The sequence below is a fragment of the Hungatella hominis genome, assembly GCF_014288005.1.
GTDB classification, from domain to species: domain Bacteria; phylum Bacillota; class Clostridia; order Lachnospirales; family Lachnospiraceae; genus Hungatella; species Hungatella effluvii.
This window is the reverse complement of the sequence record NZ_JACOPB010000016.1, coordinates 41,414-54,667: the sequence shown is the minus strand read 5'-3', so window position 1 is coordinate 54,667 and position 13,254 is coordinate 41,414. Positions and strand designations below refer to the sequence as shown.

10 protein-coding genes and 1 other RNA gene are annotated in these 13,254 nt (G+C 53.1%); 1 reads left to right on the top strand and 10 read right to left on the bottom strand.

The genetic code is table 11. From position 1 onward, the window contains the following. Window positions 1-7: 7 nt before the first annotated feature. The 6 genes from H8S75_RS25100 to H8S75_RS25075 form a co-directional block, all read right to left on the bottom strand. Window positions 8-2,287 carry a SpoIID/LytB domain-containing protein gene (locus tag H8S75_RS25100; protein ID WP_187023861.1) on the bottom strand — a complete coding sequence of 760 codons (2,280 nt, stop codon included), beginning with the start codon at window positions 2,285-2,287 and terminating at the stop codon, window positions 8-10. A gap of 9 nt (window positions 2,288-2,296) precedes the next feature. Next, a complete protein-coding gene (locus tag H8S75_RS25095; RefSeq protein WP_187023860.1) occupies window positions 2,297-3,529 on the bottom strand; it encodes an AI-2E family transporter in 1,233 nt (410 codons plus the stop codon). 100 nt (window positions 3,530-3,629) lie between these two features. Then, a non-coding RNA gene (ssrS, locus tag H8S75_RS25090) (6S RNA) lies at window positions 3,630-3,810 on the bottom strand. A gap of 140 nt (window positions 3,811-3,950) precedes the next feature. Next, a complete protein-coding gene (locus H8S75_RS25085) occupies window positions 3,951-4,217 on the bottom strand; it encodes an HPr family phosphocarrier protein (protein ID WP_002603834.1) in 267 nt (88 codons plus the stop codon). A gap of 35 nt (window positions 4,218-4,252) precedes the next feature. Further along, window positions 4,253-5,053, bottom strand: a complete 801-nt coding sequence (locus H8S75_RS25080) for a GNAT family N-acetyltransferase (protein WP_187023859.1) — start codon at window positions 5,051-5,053, stop codon at window positions 4,253-4,255. A gap of 84 nt (window positions 5,054-5,137) precedes the next feature. Further along, window positions 5,138-5,782: an HAD family hydrolase gene (locus tag H8S75_RS25075; RefSeq protein ID WP_187023858.1), complete on the bottom strand. Its 645-nt coding sequence runs from the start codon at window positions 5,780-5,782 to the stop codon at window positions 5,138-5,140. A 208-nt stretch (window positions 5,783-5,990) separates the two neighbouring features. On the opposite strand from H8S75_RS25075, the gene H8S75_RS25070 reads away from it, so the two are divergent. Further along, window positions 5,991-6,965 (top strand): pectinesterase family protein, encoded by a 975-nt coding sequence (locus H8S75_RS25070; RefSeq protein ID WP_187023857.1) that lies wholly within the window; start codon window positions 5,991-5,993, stop codon window positions 6,963-6,965. Window positions 6,966-6,988: 23 nt separating this feature from the next. Here H8S75_RS25070 and H8S75_RS25065 read toward each other — a convergent pair whose 3' ends face one another. The 4 genes from H8S75_RS25065 to H8S75_RS25050 form a co-directional block, all read right to left on the bottom strand. Further along, window positions 6,989-8,449: a sulfatase family protein gene (locus H8S75_RS25065; RefSeq protein ID WP_187023856.1), complete on the bottom strand. Its 1,461-nt coding sequence runs from the start codon at window positions 8,447-8,449 to the stop codon at window positions 6,989-6,991. Continuing rightward, window positions 8,446-10,248 (bottom strand): sensor histidine kinase, encoded by a 1,803-nt coding sequence (locus H8S75_RS25060; RefSeq protein WP_187023855.1) that lies wholly within the window; start codon window positions 10,246-10,248, stop codon window positions 8,446-8,448. The genes H8S75_RS25065 and H8S75_RS25060 overlap by 4 nt, the downstream gene beginning before the upstream one ends. Beyond that, a complete protein-coding gene (locus H8S75_RS25055; protein WP_187023854.1) occupies window positions 10,229-11,779 on the bottom strand; it encodes a response regulator transcription factor in 1,551 nt (516 codons plus the stop codon). Before H8S75_RS25055 ends, H8S75_RS25060 begins: the two co-directional genes overlap by 20 nt. 82 nt (window positions 11,780-11,861) lie before the next feature. After that, window positions 11,862-13,220: an ABC transporter substrate-binding protein gene (locus H8S75_RS25050; RefSeq protein ID WP_187023853.1), complete on the bottom strand. Its 1,359-nt coding sequence runs from the start codon at window positions 13,218-13,220 to the stop codon at window positions 11,862-11,864. Between the last annotated feature and the right edge of the window lie 34 nt (window positions 13,221-13,254).

The window sequence follows — 13,254 nt, the reverse complement described above, 5'->3', positions numbered from 1 at the left end:
TTTCCTGTCAACCTGCCGTCTCCTTCTCAGCCTCCCGGATCTCCACCCCATTATAGAAGAACCGGAGGATTTCCTCATAGGTTTTGCCCTCCGCCGCCATGGCCTGCGCTCCGTTCTGGCTCATGCCGACTCCGTGGCCGTATCCGCCTCCATAGATATGGAAAGTGGTGATATTATTATCATCCACGCCCTCGTTCTCGATGGCAATATAGGCGCTGGGCAGGGACTCGATATCCTTCATGACGTTTCCGTCATTCTTCGTAATCTTCATGTAGGGATTGCCAAGCTTTGCTCTCACCTGGCCTTCCCCGTTGATGGTCATGATTCCATCGGAGCCTTCCACACGCACTTTTTTCACAATGCCGCCCACACCACGCTCGGTGACAGAGATATTCAATATGGTTCCCACCGCGGTAATCTCCTCCTCCAGCTGCCGATTCGTGACCGTAGTCTCCCAGCGGTACATCGGGAAGGAGGAATCATAGGATGGGTACTCCTTATTCTTGATAAATGCCTCAAATGCCGCATTGGTGGACAAATTTAAGACGCTGCGGCCTGTCTCCAGGAGGCAGCCGTCCAGATACGGATATTTGGCCGGATCACTTCCCCAGATGCTGCCGTCTGTCGTATGGCCGCAGGAGGTGGAGAAATAAAATGCCTCAATGGGCGCATCCTGATAGAACAGAAGCTTTCCATACGTCTCACGGACCGCCTGCTCCGTCTTATCCGATGTCTTTAGGTTGTTATACACCTGGAATCTGGTGCTGTCGTCCACATGGGCGCCGTACTGGCTGTAGGTGTTGCTCTGAATCTGGCGGTAGGCGTACGTTCTCGCACAGACCGCCTGGGCCTTTAACGCCTCCATCTCGTAGCTGTCAGGCATCTCGCTGGGCACTACCCTGGTCAGATAATCTTCCAGATACAGTTCATTAATCAGAGTAATCCCCTCTGTCTCTTTCCGGATTTCAATGCTTCCGCTGTACGTCGGCGTGCCGAGGGACCTACGGATAGAATTGACGGAGATGGTATCGCCGGCCTCCACGGGAGTGACGACAATTCGACCGTCCTTCAGCCGTTCATCTGACGGATCGATAATCACTTCGGCCTTCGCCGGGATCTGCACGCTCTCCTCTCCGTAGGCAATGTTCAATCCGCTCTCTGCCGATAAGGTGACCGACGGATGGAAGACAGACTGAAAATTCGTATTCATGATCATGACCCGGATCGTCTTCGCATCGAATTCCCGCATGGTCAAAGCCGCGCACAGCTTTCCATGGGCCACGACAAATTCCTGAATGTCGTAGCCGACCAGGATATCCGAGATGGACTGCTCCTCAAACTGGCCATACAGCTTATACACCTTGAAATCCTTATCCAGCTTGATCTTACCGTAGCCTTCAATCTCAATGGAATCGTCCTTTACCGCCAGGACCTTTCCGGTAATCCTCTTTTTCTTCAACGTCACCTTCTGAAGCTTGCCATTCTTCAAAGACAGGTCTGCCAGATTATCGGCAAACTCCTCCGACTGCCCCAGAGAGGCTTCCATGGGGAACGTTCTCTCAATTGTATCCAGATGTACGGAAAAGGTCTCCCCCTCGCCGCGTGTCAGCCAGACATTCTTATAAGTGACGGAATCACTCACCGTTTCCCTGACCGCGATCATCTCACCGTCTTTTACCAGGACCTTCAGTTCCCAGTCTATGTAGCTGTCGAGGCTGATTCCTTCAAAGCGGAATTTGCCCTCGCTCGTATAAGCGGTCCACGCCGGGGCGCTCCTGATGTTCATCGGAGTACCGTAAAGAAGTACGTCCACTTCCTTTATTCTGCCTTCCTGATCCAGTTCCTTCCGAAGGCTGTCGTAAATAAACCACCAGTTGTCCGATGGAAACGTTTTGCCCTGTTTTTTCTTCCCCACGTGAGCAGCCTCTCCCTGTCCCGGGACCAGTGCCTCCGCCAGTTCCTCCGCCTCCCGGTACGTTAAATATCCCTGTACGTATTCCGGGTCCGAGGGGGTCGTGTCCGGAGATAAGTATCCGTTCACGTAGAGATAATTCAAATACTTCGCATACCAGTTATTCCTGTCCTTCTCCGAAAAATAGTTCTGGCCCTGCTCCTTAAGCAGCTGTTCACAGCTTTCGGCATCCGTCAAAAGAAGGGCGGCTGACTTGTAGGCCGCCGCTCTCGATATCCCACCCGGCTTCGTCTCACTGACCAGGATGATGATAATTAAAATGAGAACCAGAAGAGGAATTCCGGCTGCAAATGCGATAAATTTCCTTTTATTCATGCGCTCCTCTTATCTCATATAAGTTTTCTTCTCTTCGTCGATGTGCTTTAAATCCTTGTAGTCGTTTGTATTAAGGGAAAGTTCTTTTTTTCTGAGTTCCCGGTTCACCAGTCCGGATAACATACTGTAGCCCACCGCAAAGGTCGGTACTGCGATGATCATGCCTACAAACCCGAACAGGCCGCCGAACAGCAGGATGGAAAACAGCACCCAGAAGCTGGGAAGTCCCGTAGACTGTCCTAAAATCTTCGGACCCAAGATATTGCCGTCAAACTGCTGAAGCAGTACGATAAAAATCAGGAAGTACAGACACTTCATCGGGCTGACCAGGAGAATTAAGAAGGCACTTGGTACGGCTCCGATAAACGGGCCGAAAAACGGGATCACATTGGTCACACCCACGATCACGCTGACAAGCAGAACGTAAGGCATCTTCATCCAGTTTAAGCATACGAAACAGATGATACCGATAATCAGGGAATCCAAAAGCTTGCCCGTGATAAATCCGCCGAACACCCGGTGGACAAAACGGAGCTCTTCGATAAACTGATTCGCCATCCGCAGAGGCAGCACGCTGTAGATGATCTTCTTTCCCTGTGCGGAAAGAGTCTCTTTGATGTTTAATAAATACACCATAACGATGACGCCGATCAGGATGTTCTTAAGCGCCAGCACAACGCTCAAAAGACCGCTGGACAAGCCGCTTATCACCGTCGATACGTTCGGTACCAGGGAGGTGGTCAGCCAGGTTTCCAGTTGATTGGTCACCTCGTCGTACATCGGGATTACCTTTTGTTCCAGGGTCGGATTATCCTCCAGAAGCTTCTGAAGCCAGAGCGCCAGGTTGTTGATGTTCTCTCCCAGTCCCTCCTGCAGCGTCATAATGCTCGTGTAGATCTGCGGAATGACCATCCAGAACAGACCCGCAACAATCACAAAGAGGACGATCAGGCTCACAGCCGTCGCTCCGGCCTTCGATAATCCCCTGACTGTCTTTTCCTTTTTTACGCCCTTCGCAATCCAGCCTTCAAGAAGGCTTCTCGTCCTGTTGTAAATCGGGAGAAGCAGATATGCCAGGACAGCTCCATAGATCACCGGCATCAATATGCCGATAAATGCCCTCAGTCCAGCCTTCATCACCTGAAATCTCGTAAGAAAAAAAGCAAACGCGATACTCAGCGCGATCACCGCCAGCGCGGTCACTCCCCAGCATATATAATTCCTGAATTTCGTTTCCTTCATATTATTCTCCTGTATTTTAAGATACGGGCTTTGCCCTATGTATACATTATCATACTTTTGTAAAAAGTTAAAGCAGCGATTTCTCGCTGCTTTTTTCTTTTGTAACCCCAAAATGCCGGTTCTTACTGTTTGACGCCTAGCCTTGCTAGGTGGGCGACCTCACTTAAGCTTCTGCCTTCCACTCAATATAGGAGGCCTGACATCCGCTTAAAAATATTGGAATCCCGAATGTCAAAATGTAGGTTCAAAGTAGGTAAGAGTGTCGAACATTCCAGGAATTACAATTCATCTTATTTTTATAGCATTAGTATACACCACTTTACTCAATTTTTCAAGTTCCTTTTCCTGTCAGTTTTAATTATGAAGACGACGCGCCCGGCGGACATACTCTCAGCCCAGACCGGCGGCGGCTGTTCGTTCCTCAGGCGCTTAAATGGTGCGCCCTGTCCAGCAGGCTGCCATGCTCAATATAAGGGTCCAGACGCTCCAGCAGACGTTCGCAGCATTCCTCGTGAATCACCAGCTCCACCGCCTGGGCCGCCTTTACGGACAGCACCGACAGCAGCGATTTCGCATCCACCACCGTGCTCCCGCAGACCAGTTCCATCTTATGACGGCTGCTGCCGGTTATTTTTACAAATTCCAGGATCGAATCAATTCCCCAGAATCCGACTTTTACTCTTTTCATCGTTGGTATTCCTCCAAATACTGTACTGGTGCCAGCTACGCCATTAAAAGGCCGCTCTCCATATCGTAGAGCTGATAAACTTTGTATTCCCTGTCAAATATATATCCCAGCTTCTCCGCCAGCCCGACTGACTGTAAGCTGATCGCATCCCAGCTCGGATAGATCCCCTGCTCCAGACACGTGAGGATGAACCGGGCGCTGCACGCCAGGGCCAGCCCCTTCCGCTGGTACTCCTTCCGGGTCTCAACCTGTATCTCAAACATTCCCTGGCTGATCCCATAGGCGGAACATCCGGAAACAATCTTTCTGCCATCCATGGCCACAAAGCCAAGACCATTCTGTTCAAATTCCTCCGGAGTTTCGAAATTGGAGCAGAAATCACGGCTCCATTCCTCCTTAAGCGCCGTCTGGTACAGTCTCCGATCGATTTTCTTTAATCGTATTCCGGCGGGCAGATTCCTGCAGTAGGACTCCAGTGCCTCCTCCGAAAAATGGTTCCTGTCCCTTCTCATGGAATACCGGGATAGAACCCTGTATTCTCCCGGAAAGGATTCCTCCAGCCATTCGGCCCATCTCTCATCGGATGGGGTGATATAATCCTGGCCGCATTCCCTGTAAAGCTGTGCTTTAAGTTCCATGGCCTGTTCACCCTTTGGGCATATGCCAAACAGGTATGCGAAATCACCCAGATGTATCAGGCAGTACGATGGATTCGTCAGCTCCGGCACCCATACACGACCCATATATCCCCGGACCGCTCCATGCACCAGAACGTGATCCGCCTGTCCGCATAGCGTTCTGATTATCTGTCTCTTTTCTTTTCCCAGTTCAATCATAATGCGTCTCCTCCTTAAGGCGTTCCTCTTCGCCGTCAGCCAAAACTATTCCTTAAGCGCCATAATACTGTGTATCATATCACACTATAAGAGATTCTGCAAATCAAAAACTGTCTCCGCCAGAAAATCTGCCTGTGCGCCGGTCAGCTCTACCCGGTCTCCATAACCGTAGAGAACACCCACGCTGTCGACTCCGACCTCCCTGGCTCCTAAGATATCGTGTTTCCTGTCACCGATCATGATCACTTTTTCAAGATCGGTAATCCCGTTTTCCGCGAGGACGTACCGGATGACATCCGCTTTCTTCACTCTGGTCTCTCCTAAATCGGCGCCGCCCATAAAGGTGAAATACGAATCCAGTCCGAAATGCTCCATGATCTTTCTGACAAAGACCTCAGGCTTCGAGGAAGCCACAAAAAGCTTTTTCCCGGAGGCAATAAGCGCCTTCAGCATCTCCTCGATCCCCTCGTAGACCTCATTTTCAAAGATTCCCCGGTCGGAAAAATATTCCCGGTAGACACCGATCGCGTTCACCGCATCCTCCTCGCTGAATCCGTAGTATTCAATGAAGCTGTCCTTCAGCGGCGGTCCGATAAAGCAGCAGAGCGTATCTAAGTCCTCCACCTCGATGTTATAAGCCTTCAGGGCGTGGCGCACGGATTTGGTGATGCCTTCTTTTGGATCGGTCAGCGTTCCGTCCAGATCAAATAACAGATATTCCTTCTCCATTCTCTCCTCCATGGATAAGAATGCAACGGAGACGGAAGGCAAGCTCCCGTCCCCATATGCATTTTTGAATTAATTCCATTCACAGTTTAAGGTATTATCTCACTTTGTGAATTAGAAGTCAATCATTTCTGTTGCAAATTTGTCGTAAAATGGATATATTTAGTACGAATCGTAAAAATATCCACTCCATTTGGAAAGAAGGAATTCTATGATAGAGATCGATCAAAACGGGAAAAAAGATTTTTCATCCATACAGGAAGCGCTGGACTGCCTTGCAAAAACTCCGGATTCCGGAAAAGGAGAAACGCTGTTCCTGCACAGCGGAATCTACCGGGAACAGATTACCGTGCGCATACCGCATCTGACCTTCCTCGGGGAAGAGGACGGCTCCACCATAATCACCGGCTGCCTCTCTGCCCGCATGGAAGCACCGGAGGGCGGGCCGCTCCGAACGTTCCGCACCTTTACATGCTTCATCGACACCCACGACTTCACCGCACGCAGCATCACCTTTGAAAACAGCGCCGGGAAAGGGACCGAGGCCGGACAGGCCCTGGCACTCTATGCGGATGGGGACCGCCTCTTCTTCGACTCCTGCCGTTTTCTGGGAAACCAGGATACTCTCTTTACCGCGCCTCTCCCGCCGAGGGAGATTGAACCGGGAGGATTTACCGGGCCGAAGCAGAATGCCCCCCGCATCAGCGGAAGGCATTATTACCGGAACTGCTACATCGAAGGCGATATCGACTTCATCTTCGGCGGAGCGGCCGCCTATTTTGAAGGCTGCACCCTGTTTTCCAAGTGTACGGACAGCCCGGTAAACAGCTACGTCACTGCGGCCTCCACGCCTGAGGGCCAGGAATTCGGCTATGTCATGAAGGACTGCCGTTTCGAGAGCTGCTGTCCCCCGCACAGCGCCTTCCTGGGGCGGGCCTGGCGCGAATACGCCCAAACGGTTCTCCTGTACTGCTACATGGATTCCCATATCTGCGAAGAGGGATGGGATGACTGGAACAAACCGGAGGCCAGAGAGCACGCGTTTTATGCGGAGTATGAGAGCTTTGGACCGGGCGCCGCCATGGACCGCCGCCCGGAATGGGTCCGCCGCCTGACGAAAGAAGAGGCCGGACGCTTTACAAAGGCCGCCGTTCTCTCAGGAAATGACGGCTGGGATCCGGAATAGGGGCACGCGGAAAGCTTCACCGCTTATATGACGGGAGCGCCGATATTCCAGACAGTCTTCCCGCCCTCGCCGAGGTCGATCATCCGGTCCAGAAGCCGCTTCATCAGTTCGTATTTCCGCTCCTGAAGCAATGGATCATCCCATAAATTATACTTCTCCTCCGGATCGTTCTGGAGATCGTAGAACTCACCGTAGCTCCTGTTCTGGTAGTAGATCAGTTTATAATGTTCATCCCGTATGGCCCGGATGTCTCTCGCTTCCATGTAGACGTCCGGCCATATTTCTTTGGCGCCGTCCTCGTAAAACTGCGTCAGACTCCGGCCCATCATGGTATCCGGGACAGCGATTCCCGCCGCCGTGAGGCATGTGGCCGCGATTTCGACCGAACTGATGAAGCTGTCCTCTCTGCGGCCTTTAAAGCCGGAAAACGGAGGCTTTAACAGAAACGGAATCCTCATCAGGGCCTCCGAGCAGTACTGGGCCTTGGTGGCCACACCGAAATCTCCCATAAAGTCCCCGTGGTCCGAGGTAAACAGGATGAGGGTATTATCGTAAAGCCCCTTCTTTTTAAGGAACTCAATCACCTGGCCGATTTTCCGGTCAATCAGAGTCATATTGGCATAGTAGGCCTTCTTCATCAGCCGGATCTCATCCGGGGTGAGCCCATCCGGCGACGTGTGATTCTTTAAATCGAGACTGCCGAATTTCTTAGCGATGTCGAGATAATGGGGCGGCTTATGGAACAGATCGGAAAGCTCCGTTCCCGGCAAATCCAGCTCCATTTCCCCGTAGGCCTCTTCATCCGGAAGCCCAATCCCGTCAAAGGGCATGTGCGGCCCCGGGAATGAAAGGGTCAGGAACCAGGGCCTGTCATCGGGACAGCTCTCCTCCAGCCACTCCCTTCCCCGGTCGCCGATGTAGGCGTCCACGTGGTACTTTTCTTCCCCTGTAAATTCATAGATCCCCTTGCTGTTTATCTCCCTGAAAAGCTGGGATCCCCTGGTGAAACCGCTGTCGGCCAGAAACTCCACATAGCTGGAGACGCGGTCGGAGACCGTCTTGTTGGCCGGAAGGCCGAATTCGCCGTCGGCCAGCTCCTTCGTGATTATCTCCGGTGGAAAATGTTCATCCACAATATCCTCATAGTCGTATCCCCGCTCAATTTCAGAGCGCCAGAAATGCTGTTTTCCGATGACAGCCGTATAGTAGCCCCCCTCCTGTAAATACTTCATAAATGTGGTCTCCTTTTTGGGAAGGCTGCTGACAAATCCCGGTACGCCGCACTGGGAGGGATAGCGCCCGGTAAAGATGGCTGCCCTCGCCGGAATGCACGACGGGTTTGTGGTATAGGCGCGGGAAAAGCACACGGCTTCTTCCGCCATCCGGTCAAGGGCCGGTGTATGTACCTGGCGGTTCACCCATCCGGCTGCGTCGTAACGCTGCTCATCTGTCATCAGAAATAATAGATTGGGTCTCTCTTTCAAATCGGTTCCTCCTTTATCTTCTCCGGGGCCGGAATCTCGTCTGACGGATAGGACAGTGTCACCACGGTTCCCTTTCCCGGAAAGCTGTCAATCACAATGCCATACGCATCTCCATAATAAAGCCTGATTCTGTCGTGGATATTCTTCAGTCCCACATTGCCCCTGCCGGACTCCTCTTCCACCCGTTCTCTCCGCTCCAGGCGGCCGCGGATCTCCGCCAGCCGCTCCGGCTGTATGCCGCCGCCATTGTCCTCCACCGTAACCGTCATGATTCCATCCTCCTTTTTTACCGTAACCGCGATCCGGCCGCCAGAGCGGCCCCTGCCCAGCCCGTGGGAGATGGAATTCTCCACAAGCGGCTGCAGGCAGACCTTTACGATGGGCTCTGCAAGCAGCTCCTCCGGAACCTTGACGGCGAACGCAATCCGCCCGCCGAATCTGGCATTGACGATCGTCATGTAGCTGGAAAGGTTCTCCAGCTCTTCCCTGATGGTGACGAGAACACCGTCCGTATGGGTCGCGTAGCGGAACAGCTTCGATAAGGCCATGATCATCTCCGATACCTGCAAAGCCCCGTAAAGCTCCGCCATGCTCTTGATCATATCCAGGGTGTTGTAGAGAAAATGAGGATTGATCTGAGCCTGAAGCGCCTTGATGGCCGCCTCCTTTTCCTTCAGTTCCACGGAATACACCCGGTTGACGAGGCGGTCAATCTCCTCCGCCATGCCGTTAAACGCGTCACAGAGTTCTCCCACCTCATCCCTGGTCTCGACGTGCACACGGACCGTGTAATCGCCCTCCTTCACCCGGACCAGATTCTTATGGAGCCTGGTCACCGGGCGGACGATGGTCTCCGAGAAAAGGAATGAGGCCGCCAGTATGATGAGCACGGTTATGAAGATCACGGTTCCTGTCATGGTGCTCAACGCACGGATATTGCTCTCCACGCCCTTCATGTCATCGAAAAATGTGACTCTGATTCCCAGATTTTCGATACGGTAGTCCCACGAGATGCTCTCCGCCCGTCTCCTCTCCTTCGGCGGCGCCGAGTAGGAGACCGCGGCGGCCCGCAGACGGTTCACCGCTTCCGGCCCGCCGCTCATCGTGTCATAGAGCAGCAGCTCTCCGTCGTCCATGGCGATCTCCGTGTTCAGCACCGTACGCAAGTCCTGGAGAAGCAGATCGAACTGGTCCCGGTCAAAGACGATAAAAAGCCAGCCCAGGGTGCCGTTTTTCAACTCTAAATCATCGATCTGGCGCAGATAGACGTATTTATCCGTATAACTGTCATTCAGCTCCTCGATCCGCATGAGCCTCTGGTTTTTAAACCGTTTTCCCACCTCCTCCGGCGGTACGGAAAAAAGGATGGTGTCCGCGTAGCCTAAGGAATTCATCACATCCATGGCCGTTCCATCCTGTTTTAAAAATGTAACCTGATCCACGTACGCCATTACCTTGAACAAATCGAGATTCACCCGCACCTTTTTCTCCAACGCCATGCGGGCGCTGTAGCTGCTCAGCGAATCGGAGGCCCCGCGTATCATGGCCTGGGTATCGCTGTCAAAGAAGAGATTGGAGATGTATTCGATTTTAGTCAAATAGTCCTCCAGCAAAACTGCCGTGTTCCGTTCCGTCAGCTGGTTCTGGGTGAAGGCATCGCTCCTCAGCTTCTCGGAATAGGCAGAGTTAATATAGCAGTAGACAATACAAAGAGGAATGAGGGAGACTGTCAGAAAGCTCAGAAATATTTTTCTGTTCAGACGGCTCTCCAGCCACGTCTTAATGCGCACTCTCTTCACGTTTTTCCTCCTCCCGCCTCATCCTCTCCCTGTATTCCGACGGTTTCTCCCCCGTCATGGAGGCAAACACCCGGCTGAAATACTTTGCTTCCTTGAATCCCACCCGAAGGCTGACGGCGCTGACGGAAAGGCCCGTGTGGCTTAAAAGCTCCTTTGCCTGTCCGATCCGCACCTCCGTCAGATAATCGATGAAATTAACACCCGTCTCATCCTTGAATTTCTTGCTGAAATAGCTGGGATTGATTCCGTATTCGTCCGCCACCCAGGCGAGGCTGATATCAGTGCTGTAATGCTCCCTGATCTCACGCTGGATCCGTTTGACAATTGCCGCCACATCCATGCAGTCCTCTTCCTTCAGACAGGAGGCGGCCTTTTCAATATACTCTTCAAACCGGTGGCAGATGGACCGGATGCTGTAGTAATTCCGGATCCGGACAGAGAAATCGTATCCCTCCTCGATCAGTTCCAGATATTCCGTCCGGCTCTGTTCCTTATACCGGTCATTTAACAGCTTGATCACCTCGCCCGACAGAACAAAGTAGAAATTTAAGCAGCTGGTTAAGTCGTACCCCTTCTGGATAAAGAGCCCGCAGGCCTGTCTCGTACACTCCCTGATCCGCTCCGTGTTGCCGGCCTTTAACGCAGCCAGAAAATCCGCGTGAAGATCGGATTCCGACACCGGAAAGGACTCCGTCTTCCCTCCCCTCCCCAGCCGCAGAATGATGGATTCCCTCGCCTCCGCAAATGCCTCGCCAATCTCCTCCAGCGCCTCATGCGCCTCGCTCAGCCCATACTCATAGCTGTGAAGCAGGCTAACAAGCACGCTCTCATCCAGCCGGAAGCCCGCAGGATTCACAATGCCTGCGATCAGGACGCCCCAGGTGAAACGGTCCAGCGGGCAGAGGTAGATGTCCTTACCGGCAGCGGCCTCCTCAAGACGTCCGCGCATCTCCTCCCTCGTCAGAGCGGATTTTTCCAAACGGCGCATCTGAAACAGAGCCAGTTCAAAGAAGCCGCTCTGCCCCTGTCCGGACACCAGGAGGCTGTGAAGCTGGCGCTTCGTCTCGTCGCCGGGACTTCGCAGATACTCCGTCAGGATGTTTTCCACCCCTGCCGTGAAACCGTCCCGGGTCTGTTCCTTTCTCTCCTGCTCCTTTTCCAGCGCCGCGACAGCCTTCTCCACGGCTTCGTAGACCGCCGACCGCTCCAGCGGCTTTAATAAATAGGCCATAACCTCCAGCTCAATGGCGCGCCTCGCATAGTCAAATTCGTCGTAACCGGATATGACGATGGTCTTCGGAAGCCTTTCCCCCGCTTCCTCCAGACGTTTTAGCACATCGAGGCCGTCGATCAGCGGCATATTGATATCTGTAATCAATATATCGGGTCTGGTGTTCAGCAGCGCTTTCAACGTCTCTTCCCCGTTATCACTGATTCCCGTCACCGTCACCTCAAAGGGGCTCTCCTTTAAGACCTGGCTCAGCCACCGGCCCACCCAGAACTCATCATCCGCAATCAGTATCCGATACATGTCCCCGTCCCCCCTCTCTTGTGCTATTCTAACATAGGTAAAAGGCAGCCGCAAGACTCAGTCCTGCGGCTGCCAGCCTGCATTATTTCAGTTTCAGATTATTCTCAACCTGTGCGTTTAAGTCCTTGACCGCATTGTCAACGGAATCACCACCCGCCACATTGGCCGTAAAGGTACGGGCGTCCGCCCATGGGCTGACCACCGCGATGTCAAAGGCAGAATCCACCCACGGAACCATGCGGGCCGCGCTCAGACGCTCCGCCGCAGGCTCCACCACATCGTTGTTCGTGCTGGCTCCATCCGTGCGCGGATTGAAGCTGTTCTGGCTTGCCACATATGCGTTCATGCTGTCCAGTCCGGTGAAAAATTCCACGAATTTCCGGGCTGCGTCCTTCTTCTCAGAAGAGCTGTTGATGCAGACGCGGACACCGGCATTGATCAGAATCAGGGAATCGTCATCCTCGACCGGAATACCGCCCAGAGTATAGTTCATATCCGGAGCTGCGCTCTCAAGTCCTGCCACAAACCAGCTTCCGCCAGGCATAAAGCCGGCCCCTCCCTTTGCGAATTCTGCAATATCGTCCTGACCCGCCGCATAGACGAGGGCCTTACTTCCGTCCAAATAACCTTTGGAGATCAGGTCTTCCACCAGTGCGAATCCCGGCTGCATCACATCGCCGAATTTCAGCTCGCCGCTGTTCATTTTGGCAATCTGGTCCATCTTATCGGATGCCTGATAGACCGGGTCCATGCTCTTCGCCAGTGAGAGAATAGCAACGCCCGTACCGTCCTTGGCTCCGGCCACGACCGGTGTCTTTCCGGCTTTCTTCAGGATCTCACAATCCTCCAGAAACTCTTTGTAGTTTGCCGGCGCGTGATCGATGCCCGCTTCCTTCAGCACATCGAGGTTGGAAAACATACCAAATACGGCCACTTCCATGCCGAGACCCGGAATGCTGTCATTGATGGTCAGCAAGTCCTTTACAAGGCCGCTGTACTTCTCCACCACAGGCATATCGGACAGATCCTCGGTATAGCCCGCTTCCTGAAGCTGCGGCAGGTAATTGGGGTTGGCAAAGAACACGTCGTCCCCCTGCCCGGAAGCCAGTCTCGCGGTGAGTACATCCTGATAACCGCCCGCGTTGCTGATTCCCTCGTACACCACCTTGATATCCGGATTCTCCTTGTTGAACTGTTCGATCAGTTCCGGAATCGCGCCTTCCTCCGCCCCGGTCTTAAATCCGAACACCTTAAGCTCCACCTGTTCTCCCGTACTCTCCGCTTCCGCCTTCGTTTCCTCCGCTGCGGCGGTCTCTTCCTTCTTCGCCTCGCTGGTCTGTGCCGCCGTCGTCTCCGGCGCCGCCTTCTGTCCGCATCCGGCCAGAGATCCCATTACCATGGCTGCCGCCATGAAACATGCTGCTGTTCTTCTTTTTCTCATGTTTCTTCCTCCTGTTATTCCTTAATATGATTTT